The sequence below is a fragment of the Advenella mimigardefordensis DPN7 genome (assembly GCF_000521505.1).
GTDB lineage: Bacteria > Pseudomonadota > Gammaproteobacteria > Burkholderiales > Burkholderiaceae_B > Advenella > Advenella mimigardefordensis.
This window is the reverse complement of the sequence record NZ_CP003915.1, coordinates 367349-393663: the sequence shown is the minus strand read 5'-3', so window position 1 is coordinate 393663 and position 26315 is coordinate 367349. Positions and strand designations below refer to the sequence as shown.

The following is a 26315-nucleotide window of genomic DNA, read 5'->3' as shown; positions in this document are numbered from 1 at the left end:
CCTTTGTTTCAAACAATGCCAGATTCGCGCAACTGGCGAACCCGCGCTGCGTCGTAACCGAGATCGGTCAGAATTTTTTCGGTATGCTGTCCCAACAGCGGCGGGGGCGACTCAAACTGCAGTGGCTGGTTGGTAAAATTGATGGGGCAGACGACCTGTGGCACGTCTACACCCGCCGGATGCGGCAAGGTGCGTAGCAAGCGCCGATGCTGAACCTGTGGCTCCTGAAACACCTCGGGAATGCTGTTGATAGGCCCGCAAGGCACGCCCGCCGCACTGAGCACAGCGACCAGATCGGCACGGGCCCAGTCAGCAAAGACGTCCTGCAACAGCGCGGTGAGTTCCCCAACATGGCGGGCACGCTGGGCATTGACGCTGAAACGCGCATCGCTCGCCAGTTCCGGCCGCTGGAGTGCCTCACACAATTTGACAAATTGCCTGTCATTGCCTACGGCCAGAATCACATCCCCGTCCCGGCAGGAATAAACGTCCTGTGGCTGAATATTCGGGTGCGCATTACCGCCACGTTTGGGCGTCTTGCCGGACAGCAAATGATTCATGGCCTGATTGGACAGCACGGCCGTTTGCACATCCAGCATGGCCAGATCAATATAGTCGCCCTGGCCTGTCTGCTCACGATTGGCAAGGGCCGCCAGCACGGCCACTGCAGTATACATACCGGTCATCAGATCCACGATGGGTATACCTACTTTTTGTGGCCCGCCACCCGGCTTGTCATCCCGCTCACCGGTTACACTCATCAGGCCACCCATGGCCTGGATCAGAAAATCGTAGGCCGCTTCATTTTTGCGAGGGCCGTCCTGACCGAAACCGGTGACCGAACAATAGATCAGACGCGGATTTACCTGCTTCAGGCTGGCGTAGTCCAGTCCATATTTGGCCAGCGCGCCGGTCTTGAAATTTTCCAGCACGATATCGCAATCTCTCGCCAGGTCACGAATAATCTGCTGGCCTTCAGGCGTATCCAGCGCAACCGTAATCGATTCCTTGCCACGATTGACCGACAGATAATAACCGGCTTCCGCGGTATTATTTCCCTCGCTGTCCTGCAAAAACGGAGGCCCCCACGCGCGCGTATCATCTCCCTGCCCGGGGCGTTCTACCTTGATGACCGTCGCCCCCATATCTGCCAGCAACTGGCTTGCCCATGGCGCCGCCATGATGCGGCTCAGGTCCAGCACTCGCACATGCGACAGCGGCCCGCTTTTCTGACTCATCCTTCCATCTCCTTAAACTGGCATACTCATTTAGGACACAATTATAGCCTATATAGTTCAATAATACGACCTATTGACATTAGAAACAGAATACCCTAGCATGTCCGGTGTCCAGTGCTGCGCTACCCGCCACAGCCTTAGATCAAGAACAAACGGGTCCAACACATTATCAAAGAGGAACGCAATGAGACAGTCTCCCCCTATTTTGTCCTTTCTGCCAGACACCGGCATGCGCATTCAGGGCGCCCTGGCAGCCGCACTCACGCTATGCGCCGTGCTGTTGGCGCCTGCTCCGGCACTGGCCGCAGATGACGCTTATCCCTCCAAACCGGTCAAGCTGACCGTACCGTTCCCACCGGGCGGCTCCAGCGATACCGCGGCACGCATTCTGGCCGATGGTATGTCCAAACAGTTGAAACAAACGATGGTCGTGGAAAACCGCGCGGGTGCCGCCGGCACCATCGGCATCGCCTCGGTCGTCCGCGCTCAGCCCGATGGCTATAATCTGGGCGTGGGGCCGGTAGGCGGCACCATCATCGCCCGCCTGATCGGCATGAAAGTCCCTTATCAGCCGCAAGATGTGGTTCCTATTGCCAATATCGGCTCATTGCCGCTGGTCGTTGCCGTCAACAAAGATCTGCCTGTCAGCAATATCAAGGAACTAGTCGCGCTGGCCAAATCCAGGCCGGGCAGCCTGTCTTACGGGACATCCGGCGCGGGCACACCCGGCCACCTGGTCTTCGAATACTTCAAAAAAATCACCGATACCGACATCGTGCACATCCCGTATAAAGGCGATTCGCCGCTGACCAGCGACCTGATCGGTGGTCAGGTACCTATCGGCATTCTGACCGGACCGGCTGCCAAAGCGCAATTGAGCAATCCCAAGCTCAAGTTCCTGGCGGTCACCAGTGCGCAGCGCTATCCACAAATGAATAAAGTCCCGACGCTGGTCGAAAGCGGCTACCCCAACCTGGACATAGAGATCTGGAACCTGCTGATTGCCCCTGCCAAAACCGACCCGGCCGTACTGGCACGCCTGAATACCACGATGAACCAGGTACTGGAAGAAAAGGACACGATCGCTCGCCTGAATGCCCAGGGCTATCTGCCGCCGGTGTCCATGTCGCTGGAACAGGCCCGGGCGTTTGTTGAGACCGACCGCAAGAAATGGGAAACCATTGTCAAGACCACCGGTGTGACTATTGGACAATAACAGCAGGACAATGAAGAGCAGTAACAGACGCCCGCCCGTCGCAAGGCGGGCATGGCTAATATAAGGAAGACACATGTTGCGAGTAGATACCCCCGCCGAACTGGCAGGCTATTGTGGCCAATCGCTGGGCACCAGCGATTGGTTTACCGTGACGCAGGATCAGATCGACCACTATGCCAGTCTTACCGGCGATGATCACTGGGTTCATGTGGACATCGCGCGTGCGCAGCGCGAAATGCCGGAAGGCAAGACCATTGCACACGGCTTTTTTATTCTTTCATTGATTCCGGTGCTGGCCCGGGATATTTTCAAGATCAGCCGACGCGGCAAGGGGCTCAATTACGGTCTGAATCACCTGCGCTTTGTCAGCCCGGTGCCGGTAGGCTCGCAGGTCCGGCTGCAGCAGACGCTGGTAGACGCACAACCGAAAAACGGCGGTACGCTCTTTACGTTTTCCAATACATTTGAAATACAAGGAGAGGATCGGCCGGCACTGGTTGCCACCATGCTGCTGCTTATTTATGACGAATGAAATAGAATTAATGGGCGAGCCGGCGCTGGCAACTGAGCACCTCTGACACACGGCCTATGCGGCACCTGAACACGAGATAAAATATTCTCGACAGCACCGACAAAAATCCGGTTCTGACGGCGATTCACTGACATCACACGCCACGCGTGACACCACCATCAACCTTGATGTTCTGTCCGGTAATATAGCCCGCTCCTTCCGACAGCAGGAAGGCAATCGTGGCGGCGATTTCCTCGGCCTTGCCATAACGCGACATGGGCACGCTGTCGCGCCTTTCGTCCGTCGCCGGCAGACTGTCAATCCATCCTGGCAACACGTTATTCATACGAACATTCTTCGCCGCATAGGTATCGGCAAAAATCTTGGTAAAGCTCGCCAGGCCTGCACGAAAAACCGTGGACGTTGGGAATACCTCGGTAGGTTCAAAGGCCCAGGCAGTGGAGATATTGACAATCGCACCACCGCCCTGGGCCACCATGATCGGCGCGACCAATCTGGCAGGCCGTACCGCGCCCAGAAAGTAAACATCCAGGCCCTTGTGCCAATCTTCATCCGTGATATCAAGAATCGGCGCACGCGGACCATGCCCTGCCGAATTCACCAGGGCATCGATACGCCCCCACTTTTGCATGGCCAAATCAACCAGTCGCTGCACATCCTCAGTGGACTGGTTGGAACCGGTGACACCCACACCGCCAAGTTCCCGGGCAAGCGCTTCCCCTTTGCCGGACGAAGACAAAATAGCAACGTGGTAACCATCCTGAGCCAGTTTGCGCGCTGCGGCAGCGCCCATACCTGAACCACCGGCAGTAATCAGTGCGACTTTTTCTACAGACATCTCATTCTCCTAAAGAATCTATTTCCAGCTTTATTATCACTCAACAGCATTGAATAAGCACGCGATGAATTTATGCAATAGAATGTAGAAAATCTACTGTCGGACGCTATAATGACCTCTCGCCGGAAGTTGCCGCCATTGAATGCCTTGCGTGCCTTTGAAGTGTCTGGCCGTCGGCTCAGTTTTCAGGCTGCGGCCCGGGAACTGGGTGTTACCCAGGGGGCCGTTGCACAGCAGGTACGCGCGCTGGAAGCGCATCTTGGCATTGTGTTGTTTCAGCGTCATGCGCGTGGCCTGGCACTGACCGCAGCAGGCGCCGCCTATCTTGTGGACGTGACACGCGCGTTTGATACGCTTACCGAATCTACCAGTCAGTTACTGGCCCAGCCCCGGAGGGTGACCATCAGTGTCACACCTACCGTTGCCACCAAACTCCTGATTCCCCGCCTGGCCGAGTTGCGTACGGCCATTCCCGATGTCGAGTTGCGAACCGTTGCAACAGAATCGCTATCGGATTTTGATCATGACCAGGTGGACATCGCCATCCGGCTCACAGATAAACCTTTTCCTGCCGAACTGCAGGCGCAGCTACTGTTTCACCAGGAATTGGTGGCAGTGGCAAGCCCGCATCTGCTCAGGCATCTGACATTGCCATTGACCATGCATCAACTGCGCAAGCTGCCGCTTTTACACGACGCCCATGATCACTGGCCAACGTTATTGCACGCTGACAAAGGGCTTCCCGGGGCCGTGTTCAACCAGACCACATTAGCGCTGGATGCTGCCCTTGCCGGCCAGGGCGTTGCACTGGCCTGCCGCGCTTTTGTGGCTGCGGATCTCGAGGCCGGACGACTGCTGCAGGTGATTGAAAAAACCACCACGATGGGTCCCAGTTTCTATCTCGTTCGCAAACGCACCGCCTCATCCACGCAGGCCGTGACTGCCATATGGAATTGGTGTGCAGAACAGTTCGCTGCAAATTGACGGGGATCGCCGTTTATGATGATTGCGCGAGCGTATCGGAATCATCGCCAACGATATTGAACCCACCACCGTGGCCTCATCGTGCACGGACAACAACGGCGCGCCGCCTGCTACGATGACCGGTCCTGCTCACGGGACCGGCTCTTTGGCTCCATCTCAGATCACTTTATTTTCACGCAATCGGGCAATGGCTGCCGCATCCAATCCCAGCAACTCAGTGAGCACGTCATCCGTATGTTCGCTCAGGGTTGGCGGTGGCCGGTGATAACTGACCGGCGTCGCTGACAGTTTCAGCGGATTGGCAATTTGCGGAATGCGGCCTGCGGTCGTATGCTCCATGTGCATCAGCATCTGGCGATGCTGCAATTGCGGATCCTCAAACACCTGGCTCAGATCATTGATCGGTCCGCAGGGCACGTTCATGGCATCCAGTTGATCCTGCCAATAGCGAATCGGGTGCCTGATCATCTCGGCCTGCAATAACGGGATCAATGCCTTCTGATTCTGTGCGCGCAGGCGGTTCAGCACAAAACGGGGATCATCCGCCAGTTCCGGCAACCCCAGCAGTTGCACAAACTGACGAAATTGCGCGTCGTTGCCCACCGCAATCATCAGATAGCCATCGCTGCATTCAAAGGCCTGATACGGGCAGGTGATGGGCGACGCCGTACCCATGCGTTTTGGAACCATGCCCGAGACCAGATAATTCATGGCGATATGCCCGATGGATGCCACCTGCGCATCGAACAGGGCAATGTCAATATGCTGTCCTTCACCGGACACCGCATCGCGGTGATTCAGGGCAGCCAGAATGCCGATAATGGCATAAAAGCCTGCCGTCAGGTCCGACACGGCATAGCCGACTTTTTGCGGCCCGCCCCCCGGCTCTTCTGCCGGATTACCGGTCAGGCTCATCAGGCCGCTCATGGATTGAAAGATCGGATCATAGCCGGGCCGATGGCTATAAGGCCCGGACTGTCCGAAGCCGGTAATGGAGCAATACACCAGGCGCGGGTTCACTTCTTTGAGCGACGCATAATCCAGGCCATAGCGGGCCAGATCGCCGGCCTTGAAGTTTTCGATCAGCACATCGCACTGTTTTGCCAGCTGGCGAATCACGTCCTGGCCTTCCGGGCTGGACATGTTCACCGTGACCGAGCGCTTGCCTCGATTCATGGCCAGAAACGACGATGTCTCGGCCGTTTCGTTGCCCGCCGCATCTTTGGCGCGGTAACCCTGCTGGCGAACATCATCGCCACGACCGGGGCGCTCTACTTTGATCACATCCGCCCCCAGGTCGGCCAGCATCTGGCCCGTCCACGGTCCGGAAAACACCCGCCCCAGGTCCAGCACCCGGATATGTGAAAGCGTTTGTGCCATGTCTACTCCAATTTCGTTTCAGTTGATATGTTCAGTTGATATGTTCAGTTGCTGTGTTCAGTTGATATGTTCGGTTGATATGTTCGGTTGCTGTAGGTTCGATCGCTGCAGACCCGGCCTGTCAACTCACGCCACCGGCAGCGCCAGCACCACTTTGGCCAGGATATTGCGCTGAATCTCGTTGGTGCCGCTGAATATCTTTGCTGCGGCGGCGTTGTATAGCGGCATCTGTAAATCTTCTACAACCACGGCTCGATGATCCTCGCTGCCCGCCTGCCCCTGGCTATTGCCTATAAAATCGGCAGCGCCGGCCGTGCCAGCCTGCTCCCCCGCCGCATCCAGCAGCAGGAGCGAGGCCTTCTCGTGCGTTTCCGTCGCCCATATTTTCAGCAGCGACACCTTGGCCGGCAACGGCTCGTTACGCCGAACCATATCGGAGAAAGCCGCGTAAGCGCACGACAGATCGGCAATATCCATATGCAATTGGGCATACTGCGCCATGAAGGCCGGCTCGTCATGCAATCCGGTCGCAGCGATCACCTTGTCAATCATGGCCAGTGTGTTCTGTGCATGCTTGGGATTGCCGCTGAACAGGCGCTCAAAGCCGAGCAGCGCCTTGGAGATGGTCCATCCCTGGTTCAGTTCACCCACCAGGTTCTCTTTGGGTACGCGCACATTGTCGAAGAAAATTTCACAATACTCTTCATCACCGGCGATGGTGCGTATCGGCCGCACCGTGATGCCGGGCGTGCGCAGATCCGCCATCAGAAAACTGATACCCGCCTGCTTTTTCACCTCCTTGTCGGTGCGCACCAGCATAAACATATGGGTCGCATCCTGAGCCAGCGTGGACCAGGTTTTCTGGCCATTCACCACAAAATCATCACCGTCAACTACTGCCTCGCACCTCAGGGACGCAAGATCGGAGCCGGCATTCGGTTCCGAATAGCCCTGCGCCCAGACGTGTTCTCCGGACAGGATGGCCGGCAGATACTTTTGTTGTTGCTCCGGCGTGCCGTAACGAATCAGAATCGGCCCCAGCATGACCAGACCCTGATCAGGCGGACGGCCAACGCCATAGCGCTCCTGCTCTTCAATGTAGGCAATCATTTTCTCAGCAGACAATGCCATGCCGCCGTATTGTTTGGGCCACGCAGGTGCAATCCACTTCTGGCGCGCCAGCGTGCGATACCAGTCGCCAATCTCGTGCCAATGCAGGCGACGGTTACGATGCCGCAAGTGCTCCGGATAGTGCGCATGATAAAAGGCGCGCAGCATCTGCCTGAATTCAGCTTCAGGCATCGCATCCCAATCCCTGTCGGTAGGAAATGACGTCCAGGTGTTGTCTCTTGCGTCAGCCCTGGCTGACGCGTCGGACGAGGCGGCCGAGGTATCGGCAGACGCAGCCGGCTGCGTCTGCAGCAACTGCAGGTAGCGCGTCAGGTGCGCGCGCCGGTTACCCAGCTCGCTGGAAAGCGCAATGGTTTTTTTAAGCATCAACCCGACATCGGACTCATCTGAATACCCCATGCCGCCATGCATCTGCACCGCCAGACGGGTAACCTGACCCGCCGCCTGTTCAGCACGGGCCTTTAACCGACTGGCCTGCATGGCCAGCACAGCGGGCGTCTGCCCAGGGGCCGCGGTGATATCCCATAGCGCGAATTCGAGCATTTGCAACTGGATATAACTGTCTACCATGCGATGCTGCAGGCTTTGGAACGCGCCTATCGGCTTGCCAAATTGCACCCGGACCTTCATGTATTCCAGCGTGATATCAAAGGCGCGCCCGGCGCAGCCCAGCAATTGCGCCGACAGCGCAATCCTTGCGTAATCATTGGCCTTATCTACGGCGCTCAGCACTTGCGCGCCACGTGCCAGCACCTGTGTCTGGTCAATAGGACAGGATTGCAATTGCAATGTACCCATGCTGCCTGTGTCCACCCGTCGCGCGTCGGTCAGATGCACGCCCTCTGCGCCCGCTTCCTGCCACAGCAGAACGTCTTCCTCCTGCTCGCGCGCCAGGATAAGCCAGCCGCTGGCGCCGGTCGCGGGCGAAACCCCAATAAAATACCCCGACACTGATAATGCACCCTCTGACGCTGACAGAATAGCGCCCGGGCCTGCCTGGACCTGTCCCGGGCGCTGTTGCCAGGCAGTGCCAACCACCAGAGAACCGTCAGCAATCCCGGCCAGCAGGCGATCACGCAAGGGGCCTGGCGGGAGTGAACACAATAGCGTCACGGTCTGCACGGCAACCGCCACCAGCGGTTCTGCCGGCAGCGCCGCACCCATCTCCCGGGCAATGGCATTTATTTCTCCCAACCCCAGGCCCAGCCCGCCCTGTTCTTCAGGAACCAGTACCGCCAGCCAGCCGGCCTCGGCCATTTCCTGCCAGAAATCACGATCCAGCGCGGGGGGCTGCGATACCCGTTCGCGCATGCGCCCGGCGTGATTCATGCGTGACAGAAGATCTCTGGCGCTATCGCCAAAGGCATCGATTTGTTGCTTGTCCAGTGACATTTATTTTCCTGCTCCCTGAGCAAATTCATAGAGTGCTGACGGGTTATTCACCCATACCTGCCGGCGAACGGCGTCGGTGCCGAACCAGTCCCAGGCCAGCTCGATCAGGCGGCCCACATCAGGGGCCCGCTCGCCCATGCGAACATACGGCCAGTCGGACCCCCACAGCACACGGTTTACATTGGCTTCCAGCAGCGCATCGTGAAACGGCCGGACATCCGCATAGTCCGGAGCCTGCGTCGACACCCGACATACCGATAGTTTGATCCACAAGCGCTGTTCACGCAGCAATCGGCAGATCAGCTGGAACTGCGGATCCTGCACGCCACGGGCCAGCACCACACTGGCCATATGATCAATGACCACGGGCAGGCCCAGATCCGTTACACGTTCCAGCCATGGCGCATAGCGTTCATACGGCCCCCACATCTGCACATGCATGCCAGCTGCGCGCATGGCCGGCGCCAGGGTCTCGATATTGTCAAACCCCACGCTCCCCGGAAACAGATTACCTTGCGGATCGCGTGCTTCGATAAAGCGCAGGCCACAGATACCCGCAGCACGCCACTGCTTCAACTGTTGTGCGTCCGCGTCCGGCACTGCTACCCCAATTCCTCTCAAGTGCGCGGGACGTCGTGCAATCGCATTGATGATGGCCGATACATCGGTTCCGTAAGGCGCTGGCTGCACCAACACCCCGCGCTGCATGCCAACGGTATCCAGCATCTCCAGATAGCGCCCGGCAGGTGCATCCGGCGGCGCATAGGTTGAGCGCAGATGCAAAGGAAAATCAGTGTAAGGACCAAAGACATGACAATGCGTATCACAACTGCCATTGGGCAGGCTCACCGCAGGTGGTGTTGGCATGCGCGGCATGTCCACGCTATCGGGAATATAATTTTCTGTCACGCTGCGATGTCCTCCAGAGAGATCGGCGCCAGCGTACTCAGGACCTGCTGATCGTCACGCTGCGGTGGCACCAGGGGGCTGGTCGCGCCATCTGGCAGCGGTATTTCGTGGGCGTTCAGGGTCATGGACACCATGGTGTAATAGCCCACCACCGCAGTCAGCTCAACCACGCCAGTCACATCGAACCAGGTGCGAATACGCTCATAAACAGCAGGATCAACGGTACCGTAAGCCAGCAGCTGTCGCGCAAATTCATAGACTGCGGCATCCTGCGCATCGGTGAAACCCGGCACCTCGCAGTTCTTTATTTCATCTGCAATTGCCTGCGGCACACCAGCTGCCAGCGCGGACTGCACGTGGATATACCACTCAATCTGGCTGTTCCAGTGGCGCGCCGTCACCAGAATCGCCAGCTCGTTCAGCCGTGGCGGCAGGCTGGTGCCAAAGCGCAGCATTTCGCCCAGCTTTTGCCAGCGCTGAGCCAGTTCAGGGTTGTGCAGTACTGCGCGCAATGGCCCAACCAGCCGGCCACGCGGGCCATTCACGATCTCGTCATAGACGGCACGCTGCGCCTCGTTCATGGTCTCTACAGTGGGAAAAGGGATACGACTCATAAATATTCCTGGGGTTGATGCGGTGATATCTATTCAATACAGTGAGAAGCCTGGCCGGCCAGTCACGGCGTTTCGTCTGGCTCGGTGCAGACCACGGAAGGTCGGCATACGAATACGTCGGCATGCCAGCGTGCCAGATCAGGCGCGCGCTGGCGCCAGTCCAGATCAGCAAACCGGTAGTCAAGATAGGAAAGCGCGCAGCCTATTGTGATCGCCCCCATATCAAACCCACCTTGGTCAAGCGCGCTCACGTTCGCCTGCAGAAAGTTGAGGGTCGCTTCGGTTTTAAGCGCGAACGCACTTAGCCAGGCCGGCGTCTGTCTTTCTTCCGTCTTATTGCGCTCCTGGCGATACAGCAGCAACGCATCCATAAAACCATCGCCCAATGCCTGCTGCCTTAACACACGCAAGCGCTGCTGCGGATCTGCAGGAAACAGCGCCAGACCTCGCTCTGCGGCACGTGTGGCCAGATATTCGCAGATGACGCGAGAGTCAAACAGGCTGTAACCATCATCCAGCACGAGGGTGGGCAACTTGATCAACGGATTGTCGGGAATCAGGCTCAGATTCGGTTCCGCCATGGCAACTGGTGTACGAACCAGTTCAACGGCCTCGGCCTGGCCGGTTTCGTGAAGAACAATCATTACTTTGCGCACGAACGGCGAGCGAGGTGACCAATGCAGTTTCATCATGTCTCTTGAGAGTTAAGTTTAAGTAGCGGCGTTCAATCGTCCTGACGCGCGTCAGGACTCGGTTTTTTTATAGGGAATACGATCCAGCTGAAACGAATCCCTGGTATGCGTATACCAGCCGGCGCCATGCATGCGGCCAACCAGATCCAGCTTGTTGCCATCGATATAGCATTTATCGGCATCGATCACGGCTGCATCGTCTATATGCAGACCCTCGACCCGGGCAAGCAAAATACTGCGTTTGCCATCGACATCCATTTCCTTCCACAAACGACATTCCAGCGCCACGGGACTGTCGGCAATCCGGCCAGGTTTGACCTTTTCCGAAGGCAGCGTCGCCAGCCCGGCTTCCTGCAATTCGTCTATGTGATAGGGATATTCGGTAGCGGTGATATTCATGGCATCCAGCAGCGAGGCCGATACCAGGTTGATAACAAACTCGCCGGTGCGTTCAATATTGCGCAGGCTATCTTTCTTTTCATCACCATGATGACCAATCCCCAGCGCGACGACAGGCGGGTCTCCGGACAGCACATTGAAAAAGGAAAACGGCGCGGCGTTGTAGGTACCGTCCTCGGACTGGGTGACCACCCAGGCGATAGGGCGAGGCAGCACGACGCTCCCCATAAGCTTGTAGGTATTTTTTGCCTCAAGGGCCTGCATATCGAAGTACATATCTTTCTCCGTGTGTGCCAAAGTCCTGGTTCGATCCGATGCCGTCGCTCGCATGAGCAAATCCGCGATGACGAAAAAAGAGCAAAGGTGAAAAAACCATACTTATGACCTTTTAAATATAACATCAATTCAACACCTGAACAAGCGTCAGGGCGACAGGAAACACTTAAAGTAAATAAAACGTGTTAACGCTACGCTGGCGACCAGCAGCAAAGCGTAGCGGGATGACAGAACCAATCATCCCATGTCACACCCGAGCATACGCATCAGCCACGACGCGATTTCTCTTTAGCGCCTCTGTTATGACAAGTGTCATATAACATGCATGATATGACGGACCTGATAGGGCGTAAGTGATATCGCATCAGGCCACCACCACTCTTCGCTGAACTACGCCGCCGCAGAAAACCTGAATACCCCCTGGTCATCCTCAGTGCGTGTCAGTTTACCTTCATGATAAAGCTTATGCAGATGGGCCAGCGCCTCGCCCATGGCAAATGTCATCTGATGCAGGTCCAGTTTGCGTTTGAACATCAGCGGCACCACGTCCGATGCCGACATCGGTTTCTCGCTACACCACTGCAACACTTCGCGCAGGCGCTCGGCATGATGGGCTTGTTGCTGGCGCAGCCGCTCGTGCAGCCGCTTGAAGGGTCGGCCATGCGAGGGCAGCACCAGCGTGTCCTCGGGCAGCGGCTGGTAACTGTCCAGCGATTGCAGATACAACTTCAGCGGATCAGCATCAGGCTCATGATCGAAGACGCTCACGTTGGTCGAGATACGCGGCAGCACCATATCGCCGGAAATCAGCACGTTGAGCGCCGGGCAGAACAGGCTGATGTGTTCGGGCGCATGGCCATAACCTGCAATGAAATCCCACTGGCGGCCCCCGATATTCAGATGCTCACCACCCAGCATCCGCACAAAACGTCGCGGCATGCCGTCAACCAGCGAAGGATAATACTTGGCACGCTGGCGAATCTGTTCCTGTGCATCCGGATCGGTCAGGCCATGACGCGCAAAGTGCGCGACCGCCACGTCACCACCGGTACCTGCCCCGCCTGCCGGTTGTGACGACCATAGAGAGGCGACATAAAAGTCTGTCATGCTGATATGCAGCGGCGCGTTCCAGCGCTCACAGATCCATGCCGCCAGACCGATATGATCGGGATGCATATGAGTGACCACCAGACGCAGCACCGGCAAGCCTTCCAGTTCGTTTTCAAAGACGGTTTCCCACAAGGCCCGGACTTCAGGCTTGGCAATGCCGGTATCCACGATCGTCCAGCCCTGGCGACCATCCACCTCGTCCCGCAATAACCACAAGTTGATGTGATCCAGCGCAAACGGCAGAGGCATGCGAATCCATTTGACGCCGGGGGCAATCTCCCTGGCCTGCCCAGGTTGTGGCAGCTCATCGCCGAAGGGATAATCCAGTCTTGCTTCAAGTTCGTTCATGCGTACTGCTCCTCATTGACATATGGTTTTAATTCATAGATCATAGTTTACGTTAACGTAAACATGCAAGCCCGAATCCCCTTCCGGGCTGCTTTACCTGCAAATGAACCCACGCACCTGGACTATTTCCGAACTTGCGGAAGAATTTAATATCACCCCGCGCACTTTGCGTTTCTACGAAGATCACCGCATTGTCAATCCTATCCGCGACGGGCAAAAACGCATCTATACCCATCGGGACCGGGCACGCCTGAAACTGGCCTTGCGGGGCAAACGACTGGGCCTCCAGCTGTCCGAAATCTGTTCACTTATCGGCATGTACGAAGGTCCCGGCAGCACCCAGCCGCAATTGCAAAGCTACCTGACCATCCTCACCCGCCATAAACAGCAATTGATGCAGCAAAAGCAGGATCTGGACCAGACGCTGGCCGAAATTGACGAACAGGAAAAGAACTGCCTGAAACTGCTGGGCGAACTGGACTCCACTGCGACACCACGGTAAACGCAGGACTGCTTACGGGTTTATCCTGATCGGCAGCATATTGACGTTTACGTAAACGTAATGATATAGTCAACGCTTATCCGGGACCGGTGCGATACACGTCATCAGTGAGTAATAGCCACACTGGCGATTACCCTTGTTTACGCATTTTCGTCATCAAGCCGATATCCGGTTCACGTAAACTGATATCTGTCAGTGCCACCGCATGCTGCCGGCAGACACTCACACACCAAAACGACGGAGACTTTTCATGACGCTTCCCGGTTTGAATTTTGATCTGGGCCAGGATCTGGATATGTTGCGCGATGCCGTAGCCGATTTTGCCAGTGCGGAAATCGCCCCACGTGCGGCCCAGCTGGATCGCGACGATCAATTCCCCATGGACCTGTGGAAAAAATTCGGCGACCTGGGCGTCCTTGGCATGACTGTCAGCGAAGAATATGGCGGCGCCAACCTTGGCTATCTGGCCCATATGATCGTCATGGAAGAGCTCTCTCGCGCCAGCGCCTCGGTGGCCCTGTCCTACGGTGCGCACTCCAATCTGTGTGTCAACCAGTTGCATCGCAATGGCACCGAAGCCCAAAAACAAAAATACCTGCCCAAACTTATTAGCGGTGAACATATCGGCGCCCTCGCCATGAGCGAGCCGGGCGCCGGCTCCGATGTGGTCAGCATGAAACTGCGCGCCGAGAAAAAAGGCGATCGCTATGTGCTCAATGGCAGCAAAATGTGGATCACCAACGGCCCGGACGCCGACACCCTGGTGGTGTATGCCAAGACCGATCCCGAAGCCCATGCCAAAGGCATCACCGCCTTTATCATCGAAAAAGGCTTCAAGGGTTTTTCGGTCGCGCAAAAGCTGGACAAACTGGGTATGCGCGGCAGCCATACCGGCGAACTGGTCTTTGAAAACTGCGAAGTGCCCGAAGAGAATATTCTTGGGCAACTCAATGGTGGCGTTAAGGTGCTGATGAGCGGCCTGGACTACGAACGTGCCGTGCTGGCCGGCGGCCCGCTGGGCATCATGCAGGCGGTGATGGACATTACCGTCCCTTACGTTCACGACCGCAAGCAGTTCGGTCAGTCTATCGGCCAGTTCCAGCTGATCCAGGGAAAAATGGCCGATTTGTACACCACCCTGCAGGCCAGCCGGGCGTTTTGCTACACCGTTGGCAAACATCTGGATCGCCTGGGTGCCGGTCACGTGCGCGAAGTGCGCAAGGACTGCGCCGCCGTGATCCTGTATTGCGCGGAAAAAGCCACCTGGATGGCCGGTGAAGGCATCCAGATTCTGGGCGGTAACGGTTACATTAACGAGTATCCCACGGGACGCCTGTGGCGCGATGCCAAGCTGTACGAGATCGGCGCTGGCACCAGTGAAATCCGCCGGATGCTCATCGGCCGAGAGCTGTTCAACGAAACAAGTTAATCAACCGGGGCCTGGTCAGCACACCAGGCCGCTCGCTGCCAACCACAAGATTCATGACTATGCCGCTCACCGCAGATCACCAGCAAGTCCGACAAGTCGACCCTCCCGTGCCGGAGCCATCCGCACTGGCCGCAGAAATTCTGGCCGGCTTCAACCGGCACTATTCGCTGTTTCGCTTTGTCGCGCAACGCGCCAAAGCGCTGTTTGAATCACACGACTGGCACGGTATGCAGCGGGTCAACCGCGAGCGGATAGACTATTACGATACGCGGGTGCGCGAGTGCACGCGGCAAATTACCCAATTGCTGGACCGGACCCGCATGGCCATGCAGGATCCGCGGCTGGGCAATGCCGCCTTTACCGAAGAACAAAGTCAGTACTGGCAGGATATCAAACAGGCCTTTACCCAACTGCTGCTGGAGCACAGCCAGCCCGAATGCGCCGAGACCTTCTTCAATTCGGTGTGCAGCCGGATCATGCACCGCGACTATTTCCACAACGATTATCTGTTTGTGCGCCCCGCCGTGGCCACCGATTATATTGATGCTCAGGGCAGCTCCTATCGGGTCTACTACCCGCACACCCACGGCATTGTGGCCACCGTCATCGACATGGTGGCCGACTTCGGGCTGGCCCTGCCCTATCATGACCTGCCCGCAGATGCCCGCCTGGTGGCCCGCCGTGCCGTCGGCGTGCTGCGCCGGGAGATCATCAAAACCGGTGGCTCACGCATTGCTCCCGACTGCCAGATTCATGTATTGCGCAGTCTTTTTTTCCGCAACAAGGGCGCCTATATCATAGGCCGTTTCATCAATAACGGGCAGCTCTATCCGTTTTCCATTCCACTGCTGCATACGCCGGCGCATGAAGTGCGGTTGCATGCATTGCTGCATACGCGCGCCGATATCAGTACGCTGTTCAGTTTTACACGTGCCTATTTTCTGGTAGACATGGAAACGCCGTCGTCCTATGTCTCCTTCCTGCAAACGCTGATGCCGGCCAAACCCAAGGCAGAGCTATACACGGCCATCGGGCTGCAAAAACAGGGCAAGACGCTGTTCTACCGCGACTTTCTGCATCACCTTACCCATTCGACCGATACCTTCGACATTGCCCCGGGTATTGAGGGGATGGTCATGACGGTATTCACACTGGGCTCTTACCCCTATGTGTTCAAACTGATTCGCGACAAGATCCGCAAGGACGGGATGGAGCACAAGACCGTCAGACAGAAATACCAGATGGTCAAGCTGCATGATCGGGTCGGGCGCATGGCAGATACCTGGGAATATTCGCTGGTTGCCCTGCCGCGCCACCGGTTCTCCGAAGCCTTGCTCAAGGAGCTGCGCACCGAAGTCCCCAGCCTGATCGAAGAAACCGAAACGGCCATCGTCTTTCGGCATGTCTATATCGAACGCCGCATGACGCCGCTGAATCTGTATCTGAACCGGGCCAGCGATGCTGCGCTGGAAGATGCCGTCAGGGGTTATGGCGATGCCATCGCCGAACTGGCTGCGGCCAATATTTTTGCCGGCGACATGCTGTACAAGAACTTCGGCGTGACCCGTCTGGGACGCGTCGTGTTCTATGACTATGACGAAATCCAGCCGGTCACCGAAATGGTATTCCGACGGATCCCGCCTGCGCCCAACGAAGAAGCCGAGATGTCGGATGAACCGTGGTACGCCGTGCATCCCAATGACGTGTTCCCCGAAGAGTTCGAGCGCTTCCTGCTGGGCGACCCGCGCGTGCGCCGTGCCTTCCTGAAATACCACGCCCCGCTATTGGATTACCAATGGTGGCAGAACCGGCAGAGCCGGGTAGCCTCCGGTAAAATTGAAGATATTTTCCCGTACCCCGCCGAGCGCTGCCTGCATATTGCAGACGTGCCGCGGCAACCTAACTCATTAAAGGAATCGACATGAATGATCCTATCGTAATCGTTTCTGCTGCCCGCACGCCCATGGGAGCCATGATGGGCAGCCTATCCGGGCTGGCCGCGCACCAACTGGGCGCCACCGCCATCCGCGCTGCGGTAGAACGTGCTGGCATCAAGGCTGAAGACGTACAGGAAGTAATCCTGGGTAACGTACTGCAGGCCGGACAAGGTCAGGCGCCGGCACGTCAGGCCGCACTGGGCGGCGGGTTGCCTAAAAGCGTGGCTTGCACGACCATTCATAAAGTTTGCGGTTCAGGCCTGAAAGCCGCCATGCTGGCGCATGACCTGCTGCTGGCCGGCAGCGCCGATGTTGTGGTTGCCGGTGGTCAGGAAAGCATGAGCAACGCGCCCTATTTGCTGCTCAAAGGTCGTCAGGGCTATCGCTATGGCCACTCTACCGTCTACGACCATATGGCCATGGACGGCCTGGAAGATGCCTACCAGCGCGGTACCGCCATGGGCGTCTTTGCAGAACAATGTGCAGACAAATACACCTTCACCCGCGAAGAACAGGATGCCTTTTCTATCGAATCACTCCGTCGCGCCAATGCTGCCATTGCCGACGGCAGCTTCGAGTGGGAAATTGCGCCTGTCACCGTCAGCGGCCGGGGTGGCGACACGATCGTCAGCACCGACGAGTCACCCGGCAAAGCCAAGCCAGAAAAAATTCCTGCCCTCAAGCCTGCGTTCAAAAAAGACGGCTCGGTCACAGCGGCCAACTCATCGTCCATTTCCGATGGTGCCGCGGCGCTGGTCATCATGCGTGAATCCACAGCCAAAAAACTCGGCGCAACGCCGCTGGCACGTATCGTCGGCCATTCGCAGCACTCACATGAACCAGAATGGTTTACCACTGCACCGGTAGGCGCCATCAAAAAGCTGCTGGACAAACTGTCCTGGAGCAAAGACGAGGTTGATCTTTACGAAATCAACGAAGCCTTTGCCGTTGTCACCATGGCCGCAATGAAAGAACTGGAACTGGAGCACGCCAAAGTCAATATTCATGGCGGCGCCACCGCGCTGGGTCATCCCATCGGCGCATCCGGCGCCCGGATTCTGACGACATTGCTGGGCGCGCTGCGCAAAACCAAAGGCAAACGCGGTATCGCAACATTGTGCATCGGCGGCGGCGAAGCCGTTGCACTCGCTGTTGAAATGATCTGATCTTGCTGCTCATCCGCGCCAGACAGTAGCTGGTCTGACGCGGCCTGCACCAAACCATTCACCCAGTAGCCGCGCCATTCGGCGCGCAGCTACCGGACTCCTGCATGGATACGTTTTATGCCCGTTATCACTACTAAAATTAATGCCCGTTCCGAAGGCTTTCTGGAAAACGCTCAGGCAATGCAGCAACAGATTGATGATCTGAAGCGGCATCTGGAACAGGCCGCATTGGGCGGCAGCGAAAGTGCCCGCAACAAACACGTCGCGCGTGGCAAATTACTGCCGCGTGAACGGGTTGAACGTCTGCTGGATCCTGGTTCGGCCTTTCTGGAACTCTCGCCCATGGCTGCTCACGGCATGTATGACGACGAAGCGCCAGGCGCAGGGGTGATCACGGGCATTGGCCGGGTCAATGGCATTGAATGCGTGATTGTCTGTAACGATGCCACCGTCAAGGGCGGTACCTACTATCCCATGACAGTCAAAAAACACCTGCGGGCTCAGGAGATTGCCCAGCAGAATCGCCTGCCCTGCATTTATCTGGTGGATTCGGGCGGTGCCAACCTGCCGCGCCAGGACATGGTCTTTCCCGACAGGGATCATTTCGGTCGGATCTTTTACAATCAGGCCGTGATGTCCTCCATGGGCATTGCACAAATTGCCGTTGTCATGGGTTCGTGCACAGCCGGCGGCGCCTATGTGCCTGCCATGAGCGATGAATCCATCATCGTCAAAAACCAGGGCACGATTTTTCTGGGTGGCCCGCCACTGGTCAAGGCCGCGACAGGCGAAATCGTCTCGGCCGAAGATCTGGGCGGCGGCGATGTGCACACACGCCTGTCGGGCGTGGTCGATCATCTGGCCAATAGCGATCTGCATGCCCTGCAACTGGCGCGCGATACAGTTGCACGCCTGAACATCAAAAAAGATATCCCTCTGAAACTGCAACCCGTGCGAGAACCGCTGTACGATCCCACAGAGCTGAACGGCATTATTCCCGCCGACACCCGCAAGCCTTACGACGTGCGCGAAGTGATCGCGCGCATTGTAGACGGCTCCGAATTCGATGAGTTCAAGGCCCGCTTTGGGACCACGCTGGTCACCGGCTTTGCCCATCTGCATGGCATGCCGGTAGGCATCATCGCCAACAACGGTATTCTGTTTTCCGAAGCGGCGCAAAAAGGCGCGCACTTTATTGAGCTGTGCTGTCAGCGCAAAATCCCGCTGATCTTTTTGCAGAACATCACCGGCTTTATGGTGGGTCGCAAATACGAAAACGAAGGCATTGCCCGTCACGGCGCCAAAATGGTGACCGCCGTGTCCACCGCATCCGTTCCCAAAATCACCGTGCTCATCGGCGGCTCTTTCGGCGCCGGCAACTATGGTATGTGTGGCCGCGCCTTCAATCCGCGCATGCTCTTCATGTGGCCCAACGCCCGTATTTCAGTGATGGGGGGCGAACAGGCAGCGAGCGTGCTGTCTACCATCCGTCGCGATGGCATCGAGGCCAAAGGCGGCACCTGGTCTGCCGACGAAGAAGAACAATTCAAGGCGCCGATACGTGACCAATACGAGCGCGAAGGGCACCCTTACTATGCCACGGCACGCCTGTGGGATGACGGCATTATCCAGCCCGCCGATACGCGCCGCGTTCTGGCGCTCAGCCTGTCCGCAGCCCTGAACGCCCCGATAGAAGACACCCGTTTCGGCGTGTTCCGCATCTGACCGGAGACAAGATCATGTTTCATACCATTCTGATTGCCAATCGCGGCGAAATCGCCTGCCGTGTGGCAGCCACTGCCCGCCGTATGGGCATTCGCACTGTCGCGGTATACTCTGATGCTGATGCCAACGCCGCACATGTCCATGCCTGCGATGAATCGGTGCATATCGGCGCTGCCGAGCCTCGCGCCAGCTATCTGCTAAGCGATGTAATCCTCAATGCCGCCCGTGATACCGGTGCCCAGGCGATCCATCCCGGCTATGGCTTTCTGTCCGAAAACGAAGCCTTTGCCCAGGCCTGCGGCCAGTCCGGCATCACGTTTATCGGACCACCGGCCTCGGCCATTGCCGCCATGGGCAGCAAGTCTGCCGCCAAGTCCCTGATGGAACAGGCCGGTGTCCCGCTGGTACCCGGCTATCACGGCAAAGATCAGGACCCCACCCTGTTGCACCAGGAAGCCGACCGCATCGGCTATCCGGTACTGATCAAGGCCAGTGCCGGCGGTGGCGGCAAAGGCATGCGCGTGGTCAACAGCTCAGAAGAATTCGCCGCTGCTCTGGCCTCATGTAAACGGGAAGCGATCAGCAGCTTTGGCGACGATATGGTATTGATCGAACGCTATCTGACCAAACCACGCCATATCGAAATCCAGGTCTTTGCCGACAGCCAGGGCAATGCCGTATATCTGTTTGAACGTGACTGCTCCGTGCAGCGCCGCCACCAGAAAGTGATCGAAGAAGCCCCGGCACCGGGCATGACTGAAGAACGCCGCAGGCAAATGGGTGAAGCGGCCGTCGCGGCCGCCAAGGCCGTGGGCTATGTGGGCGCAGGTACGGTCGAATTCATCGCCGAACCCGACGGCCGCTTCTACTTCATGGAAATGAATACCCGCCTGCAGGTGGAACACCCCGTCACGGAAATGATTACCGGGCTGGATCTGGTCGAATGGCAATTGCGCGTTGCAGCCGGGCAACCCCTGCCATTGACGCAAGAACAGCTGACCATGCAAGGCCACGCCATTGAAGCACGTATCTACGCCGAAAACCCGGACACCGGCTTTCTGCCGTCCATCGGTACGCTAAGCCACCTGCGCCTGCCCGAACATGTCACGTTCCGCAACGGTACCGTCAGGGTCGACGGTGGGGTCGGCCAGGGCGATACCATCTCGCCCTATTACGACCCCATGATCGCCAAGCTGATTGTCTGGGGTGAAAACCGGGAACAGGCCATTGCCCGCATGCATACCGCGCTCGCAGAAACCCAGGTAGTTGGCGTGCGCACCAATCTGGCGTTTCTGGGCAGGCTCATGGAGAACACGGCGTTCGCCACCGCAGACCTGGATACAGGACTGATTGAAAAAAACCGCGAGCAATTGCTGCCTGAACACAGCGAAGCCACGATACCCGCGCTGGCCTGCGTGGCCGCAACCTGGATCAGCGCCCAGGGCCAAACCGGACACAGCACCAACCGGCACGCTCGCAGCAGCGATCCATGGGATAGCACCGACGGCTGGCGCCTGTCGGGTTCCTATCAACAAACCCTGCAATTGCAGGACGGCGAGAGCACCCACACGCTGCAAATGCAGCGCGCTGATGGTCAGTGGCAACTGGTGCATCAGGAGCGCAACTATCCCCTGTCATGGTCTGCCGAGCAGGACGGTGCCAGCTGGCACACCCAGGTCCATCTGGATGGCCGCAATTATCGTGGCACCGTGGTGCGCGAAGGCGAACAGGCCTGGTTGTTTGGCACCGGACAAACCGGCGGCACCCGTATTTTTGGCCTGCCGGATATACTGCGCCACGCCGCCGACGAGAGCGCAGACCATGGCGGCAATCTGACCGCCCCCATGCCCGGCAAAATCATCTCGCTGTCAGTCAAGGCCGGCGATACCGTCAAAAAAGGCGATGCACTGATGGTGATGGAGGCCATGAAAATGGAACATGCGATTACCGCCCCTGCCTCAGGGGTTGTTGAAGAGGTGTTCTTTGCGGTTGGCGACCAGGTATCGGATGGGGCGGAATTGATCCGGATTGAAGAAGAGTAGTGTTCCTGTAGCGGAATACGGTGGCTGTATAAGACCGTATTTCGCTCCCATTTCTATTTCGCTATGATCGTCGTGATGCTGACTAGTGAACAGGCTTGTTTGCTTGTTAATAAGGCGGCAGAAACAAAAGCATACCGTACAAAAAAAGATACGCTGCAATTACACCTGCTGCGAGGCCAGCCAGAAACCTAATCATACGCACTATCCTGCTGCCTTACCGCTCAGGCACAAACGTCTGGTCATGCGCCCATTCGAGATAACCGCAACTGACCATCGGGAAATGCCTGCCCACCCGCTTACCTTGTCGCGTAGTGTATACGGTATCACTCCCATCTTCCCAGGTGAGTTCCACACCATCGTAGGGTTCGGTATCCTGATACTTCAACTTATTCGGCAGCATGGCCGATGCCATGATCAGCTTTCTGACCTGCGTCGGTGTAGGGTGATAGCATGGTCCCAGATGCCGTAATAGCATCGGCCCGATGAACGGGATTTGTGGAATACAAAACACCAGTACCGCTCCAACCAGAAAGCCATGACGAAACTTTTTCATCTGAAATGGTTGTGATTCCGGGTAACGGGTCATTTACCCGGAAACGCTCATTCAATGTCAAAACTCGTCAAGGATTATATTGAGTGACGATTATTGTGTCCTTGCACTCCATCAATAATTTACAGAGAGTCTGAATGCAACAGGTCATTGTCTAGCACGTCGGCATTCAACGATAAGACATCGTATATCCGTTGCCGTGAAGCGACAGCGAAAAGACACAGCCATCTGGTTGCGCAGACCTGTTCGCACACTTACAGCATCGCTTTGTCGTTATTTATCTGCGTCCAGATGAATATTGCCGCCTTCGTTGGCCCAGTCCGCATCACGCTGCTGTTCAACATCATCTGACAGCGTATCGAGCAGTTCTGCGATCTCGTCCTGATAGGTTTCAATCATATCGTCCGGCAGGCCCAGAGACTCCTGCGCTTCCAGAAAACTTTCAGCACAGATATTCAAGGAATTGCGCACGGCTTTTTTGTCGCTCACATTCGCCAGCAAGGCATACACCGCGTGCTGCAGGGCTGCCTGCTGCGCCATGCATTGATTCAGGTTGTCCGACAGTTCGATAACCAGCTCTTTGAGTTCCATCTCGTTTTGCATGTCTGCTCCTCATCATTCGTTGAGAGATACCGGATGGATTCAATCATCCGGCATCTCATTGCCCTGTCGGCAGACAGGGATCGATCAGGCTCTGACCTTGGCAATCACTTCGTCCAGCCATGCCAGCATCAGTTTGATTTCATCTTCGGTAATATTCAATGCAGTCATGAAACGCAGCAGATTCGGGCGCGGCGCATTCAGCAGCATCCCTTCCGGACCGCGCTCACGCGCAGCGTCTACGATCGCCGGACCATCATCCTTGTCCAGAATCAACGCGCGCAGCATACCCACGCCGCGCTCGCCTTGCATGCCCCATTTGTCCGACAATGCCTGCAGCCCCTGCGACAACTGTTCGGAGCGGGCCTGGACACTTTGCATAAAGCCGGGTGCAGTCAGCGTATCAAATACAGCAACCCCACCGGCAGTGATCAATGGGTTACCGTTATATGTGCCGCCCTGATCACCGTGTTCAAAGCACGACACTTCTTCGCGGGACAGCATGGCGGCAAGCGGGATACCTCCGCCAATGCCTTTACCCAGGGACATGATGTCGGGTTCAATGCCGTACGCCTGATAGGCAAACAGCTCGCCGCAACGACCCATGCCGGTCTGCACTTCGTCCACGATCAGCAGCATATTGTGCTCGCGCGTTAGTTCGCGCAGCGCTTTCATGAATGCCTTGTCTGCAGGAATCACACCGCCTTCGCCCTGCACCGGTTCCAGCATAACGGCAACCGTCTGGTCATCGATTAACGCCTTGACCGACGCCAGATTATTCAGTTCCGCCTTGGGAAAACCATCCACCTGCGGCGCAAATTTCGTGTCCCATCCGGGCTTGCCGGAGGCCGACATGGTGGCCAGCGTCCGGCCATGGAAACTATGATCAAAAGTAATGATTTTGTAGGCGCCGTTTTTATTTTTCTGACCCCATTTGCGTGCCAGTTTGATCACGCCTTCGTTGGCCTCGGCGCCACTGTTGGTGAAAAACACCCGATCGAAACAGGACGCATCTATCAGACGTTTAGCCAGCGCCACGGACGGTTCGTTGAAAAACGCTGGTGACGGGTTGATCAGTTTTCCGGCCTGGTCGTTGAGCGCCTGCACCAATTGTGGCGGACAATGTCCCAGGCAATTGACGGCCCAGCCCTGGATGCAATCCAGATATCGCTTGCCGGTGTCATCCGTCAGCCAGGAGCCCTCGCCACGAACAAAATACAATGGCGGACGAGCGGTAATTTCCATTAGCGACTGGGCATCGGCAGAACTGAATGTCATGGCATTTCCTTATAAATGCAAACGAGGGACAAGGTAAGTTTTCATTGTATTCAAATTCGTCCCCGGCTGTCCGGTCTGCAGGAAAAATACGCATTTCAAGCGATGCAGTTCCCCCTGTTATGCAGACCGCAATCGATTGAAACATCCCGCGCTGCCATTGGGCAACGCTCGCGTCATCGAAAAGTCTTTTGGAATCATGAACCTGGATGACACTCTGATGTTTTTTTATGACGAGACCCAATAAACGTTTGCCTGACCACTCAAAAACCCGTAAAGTATAATCATTAAGCCTGCGTAACGGCTGACGGGTGCACCCCGTCAAATAACACCATTTATCTACGCTTTCAGCTTAATTAAGGCATTTTGAAGGCAGGATGGTGTCATTTGACTGAAGGGCTATCATTGAATAAACCTTTTGGAGAAACGCATTATGTATGATGTCCTGGTTTATCTCTTCGAGAACTACTACACTCCAGAATCCTGCCCTTCTGCAGATGTCCTCACTAAAAGGCTCATGGCCGCCGGCTTTGAGCACGACGACATTGACGATGCCATCGGCTGGCTTTTCGGTCTGGCCGAATCCACAGAAAAATGCGTAGAACTGACCAGCATGTCTGATTCCAGCACACGCTTTTACACACCCGCTGAACAACAACACCTGGGTGTCGCGGCGCTCGGGTTCCTGAGTTTTCTGGAATACAGCGGGGCCGTCGCACCGCCGCTGCGTGAAATCATTATTGATCGCGCCATGGCAGCGCCGGAAGCGCCCCTGTCCCTGCAACACATCAAAATCATCACACTGATGGTATTGTGGAGCCAGGAAGCGGAAATCGACCATCTGATTCTGGAAGAACTGGTTACCGACGACGAAGAAAAACTGTTTCACTAACACTGTTTCGCTAATAGGGCCGCCACGTTTGTACGTGGCGCTCTGGGCGGCATGCCGCATGCTGTGTTCAAGGAAACGGCGTATTTAAGGGAAACGGCGCATCTATACTGAAAAGTGGCTGGTGCTGATGCCCTTCCTGGCCTTGCTGCCCATCTCTGTTCTGCCTATTTTGTCTACACCATCCGCTCTCTCCTGCACTCCTTATACGGGGCGCTTTGCTCCCAGTCCCAGCGGGCCGCTACACGACGGATCGCTGGTTGCGGCCATGGCCAGCTTTCTTGATGCTCGTGCCCACCATGGTCGCTGGCTGCTGCGTATGGAAGACATTGACACCCCCCGCGTCGTGCCGGGCGCCGATCAGGTGATCCTCTCGCAATTAGAACAGCTGGGCATGCAATGGGATGGCGACATTATCTGGCAGTCGCAACGCCTGAGGCGATATAACGAGATTTTCGAGCGCCTGAGCAAACAGGAACTGATTTACGGCTGTGCCTGTACCCGCCAGGAAATTGCCAGCCACGCGCTGCAGGCCGGGCTGCTGGGCGAGGACGGTGAGCGCCCGTATGCCGGCACCTGTCGCGCCGGTATCGCTGCCGGGCGCTCACCCCGTGCCTGGCGTCTGAAAATGCCCGACGAGAACTATACCTTCACCGATAGATGGGTGGGTACTCGCAGCCAGAACGTGGCCCAAGCGGTGGGCGACATGATCGTCAAACGCGCCGACGGCCTGTTTGCCTACCAGTTGGTGGTGGTAATAGATGATTATGATCAGCAGGTAACCGATATTGTGCGCGGTCAGGATCTGCTCTCGTCCACGGCCAGACAGCATCAGCTGGCGCGTATGCTCCATTTCACGCCACCGCGTATGATGCACGTCCCTCTGGTGCTGGACCCCGAAGGTCGCAAACTGTCCAAACAAAATCATGCCCAGGCCATTGATATGCAGCACCCGGTAAAAAGCCTGCAGCGCGCCTGGGCTGCGCTGGGGTTTACGGCCATTGCTGCAGATGATGTGGGTGATTTCTGGCGTAATGCCATTCCGGTCTGGCAACAGCGTTTCAGCATCGACTGACCTTTCCTGAACCACCGCAGGCTGCAGCGTGCGCAACATTCGCCTGGCAGAACTCGGACACAGCCT

General features: G+C 56.9%; 23 protein-coding genes. 11 read left to right on the top strand and 12 right to left on the bottom strand.

From position 1 onward, the window contains the following. Nucleotides 1-8: 8 nt before the first annotated feature. Nucleotides 9-1238, bottom strand: coding sequence for a CaiB/BaiF CoA transferase family protein (locus tag MIM_RS01790; RefSeq protein ID WP_025371049.1), 1230 nt, complete (start codon nt 1236-1238; stop codon nt 9-11). Nucleotides 1239-1422: 184 nt separating this feature from the next. Between MIM_RS01790 and MIM_RS01785 the strand changes: the two genes are divergently transcribed. Both MIM_RS01785 and MIM_RS01780 read left to right on the top strand, forming a co-directional pair. Then, nucleotides 1423-2454 (top strand): Bug family tripartite tricarboxylate transporter substrate binding protein, encoded by a 1032-nt coding sequence (locus MIM_RS01785; RefSeq protein WP_025371048.1) that lies wholly within the window; start codon nt 1423-1425, stop codon nt 2452-2454. Between the two features lie 73 nt (nt 2455-2527). Next, nucleotides 2528-2986, top strand: coding sequence for a MaoC family dehydratase (locus tag MIM_RS01780; protein WP_025371047.1), 459 nt, complete (start codon nt 2528-2530; stop codon nt 2984-2986). Between the two features lie 133 nt (nt 2987-3119). Here the strand turns inward: MIM_RS01780 and MIM_RS01775 are convergent, their stop codons facing one another. After that, nucleotides 3120-3824, bottom strand: a complete 705-nt coding sequence (locus tag MIM_RS01775) for an SDR family oxidoreductase (RefSeq protein WP_025371046.1) — start codon at nt 3822-3824, stop codon at nt 3120-3122. Nucleotides 3825-3935: 111 nt separating this feature from the next. Between MIM_RS01775 and MIM_RS01770 the strand changes: the two genes are divergently transcribed. Then, nucleotides 3936-4808, top strand: a complete 873-nt coding sequence (locus MIM_RS01770) for a LysR substrate-binding domain-containing protein (RefSeq protein WP_042069846.1) — start codon at nt 3936-3938, stop codon at nt 4806-4808. A gap of 156 nt (nt 4809-4964) precedes the next feature. Here MIM_RS01770 and MIM_RS01765 read toward each other — a convergent pair whose 3' ends face one another. The 7 genes from MIM_RS01765 to MIM_RS01735 all read right to left on the bottom strand — a co-directional run bounded on the left by MIM_RS01765 (nt 4965) and on the right by MIM_RS01735 (nt 13059). Further along, nucleotides 4965-6188, bottom strand: a complete 1224-nt coding sequence (locus MIM_RS01765; RefSeq protein ID WP_025371044.1) for a CaiB/BaiF CoA transferase family protein — start codon at nt 6186-6188, stop codon at nt 4965-4967. A 126-nt stretch (nt 6189-6314) separates the two neighbouring features. After that, entirely contained in the window at nt 6315-8711 is a 2397-nt protein-coding gene (locus MIM_RS01760; protein WP_025371043.1) for an acyl-CoA dehydrogenase, read from the bottom strand. Further along, nucleotides 8712-9620, bottom strand: coding sequence for an amidohydrolase family protein (locus MIM_RS01755; RefSeq protein ID WP_025371042.1), 909 nt, complete (start codon nt 9618-9620; stop codon nt 8712-8714). Continuing rightward, complete coding sequence (locus MIM_RS01750; protein ID WP_025371041.1) at nt 9617-10234, bottom strand: carboxymuconolactone decarboxylase family protein; 618 nt, start codon at nt 10232-10234, stop codon at nt 9617-9619. Before MIM_RS01750 ends, MIM_RS01755 begins: the two co-directional genes overlap by 4 nt. Nucleotides 10235-10296: 62 nt before the next feature. Continuing rightward, complete coding sequence (locus MIM_RS01745) at nt 10297-10923, bottom strand: glutathione S-transferase family protein (protein WP_025371040.1); 627 nt, start codon at nt 10921-10923, stop codon at nt 10297-10299. A 54-nt stretch (nt 10924-10977) separates the two neighbouring features. Beyond that, nucleotides 10978-11601 carry a flavin reductase family protein gene (locus MIM_RS01740; RefSeq protein WP_025371039.1) on the bottom strand — a complete coding sequence of 208 codons (624 nt, stop codon included), beginning with the start codon at nt 11599-11601 and terminating at the stop codon, nt 10978-10980. 390 nt (nt 11602-11991) lie between these two features. Next, on the bottom strand, nt 11992-13059 hold the full coding sequence (locus MIM_RS01735; protein WP_025371038.1) for an MBL fold metallo-hydrolase: 1068 nt from the start codon (nt 13057-13059) through the stop codon (nt 11992-11994). Nucleotides 13060-13162: 103 nt separating this feature from the next. On the opposite strand from MIM_RS01735, the gene MIM_RS01730 reads away from it, so the two are divergent. From MIM_RS01730 to MIM_RS01705, 6 genes are all read left to right on the top strand, one after another. Next, entirely contained in the window at nt 13163-13561 is a 399-nt protein-coding gene (locus MIM_RS01730) for a MerR family transcriptional regulator (RefSeq protein ID WP_025371037.1), read from the top strand. Nucleotides 13562-13811: 250 nt separating this feature from the next. After that, the gene (locus MIM_RS01725) at nt 13812-14990 is read left to right on the top strand and encodes an isovaleryl-CoA dehydrogenase (protein ID WP_025371036.1); all 1179 of its coding nucleotides are present in this window, start codon (nt 13812-13814) and stop codon (nt 14988-14990) included. 59 nt (nt 14991-15049) lie between these two features. Continuing rightward, nucleotides 15050-16915 carry a bifunctional isocitrate dehydrogenase kinase/phosphatase gene (gene aceK, locus MIM_RS01720; RefSeq protein WP_025371035.1) on the top strand — a complete coding sequence of 622 codons (1866 nt, stop codon included), beginning with the start codon at nt 15050-15052 and terminating at the stop codon, nt 16913-16915. Continuing rightward, complete coding sequence (locus MIM_RS01715; protein WP_025371034.1) at nt 16912-18093, top strand: acetyl-CoA C-acyltransferase; 1182 nt, start codon at nt 16912-16914, stop codon at nt 18091-18093. Before aceK ends, MIM_RS01715 begins: the two co-directional genes overlap by 4 nt. Before the next feature lie 117 nt (nt 18094-18210). Continuing rightward, the gene (locus MIM_RS01710; RefSeq protein WP_025371033.1) at nt 18211-19818 is read left to right on the top strand and encodes a carboxyl transferase domain-containing protein; all 1608 of its coding nucleotides are present in this window, start codon (nt 18211-18213) and stop codon (nt 19816-19818) included. 14 nt (nt 19819-19832) lie between these two features. Beyond that, complete coding sequence (locus MIM_RS01705; protein ID WP_025371032.1) at nt 19833-21860, top strand: acetyl/propionyl/methylcrotonyl-CoA carboxylase subunit alpha; 2028 nt, start codon at nt 19833-19835, stop codon at nt 21858-21860. Between the two features lie 214 nt (nt 21861-22074). Here MIM_RS01705 and MIM_RS01700 read toward each other — a convergent pair whose 3' ends face one another. The 3 genes from MIM_RS01700 to MIM_RS01690 form a co-directional block, all read right to left on the bottom strand. Further along, nucleotides 22075-22413 (bottom strand): hypothetical protein, encoded by a 339-nt coding sequence (locus tag MIM_RS01700; RefSeq protein WP_158318684.1) that lies wholly within the window; start codon nt 22411-22413, stop codon nt 22075-22077. Nucleotides 22414-22683: 270 nt separating this feature from the next. After that, a complete protein-coding gene (locus MIM_RS01695; RefSeq protein ID WP_025371030.1) occupies nt 22684-23013 on the bottom strand; it encodes a hypothetical protein in 330 nt (109 codons plus the stop codon). Nucleotides 23014-23097: 84 nt separating this feature from the next. After that, on the bottom strand, nt 23098-24288 hold the full coding sequence (locus tag MIM_RS01690) for an acetylornithine transaminase (protein ID WP_025371029.1): 1191 nt from the start codon (nt 24286-24288) through the stop codon (nt 23098-23100). Between the two features lie 430 nt (nt 24289-24718). Between MIM_RS01690 and MIM_RS01685 the strand changes: the two genes are divergently transcribed. Together MIM_RS01685 and gluQRS are read left to right on the top strand one after the other, a co-directional pair. Beyond that, nucleotides 24719-25177: a DUF494 domain-containing protein gene (locus tag MIM_RS01685; protein WP_025371028.1), complete on the top strand. Its 459-nt coding sequence runs from the start codon at nt 24719-24721 to the stop codon at nt 25175-25177. 127 nt (nt 25178-25304) lie between these two features. After that, nucleotides 25305-26249 (top strand): tRNA glutamyl-Q(34) synthetase GluQRS, encoded by a 945-nt coding sequence (gene gluQRS, locus MIM_RS01680; protein ID WP_042070807.1) that lies wholly within the window; start codon nt 25305-25307, stop codon nt 26247-26249. Nucleotides 26250-26315 lie beyond the last annotated feature (66 nt).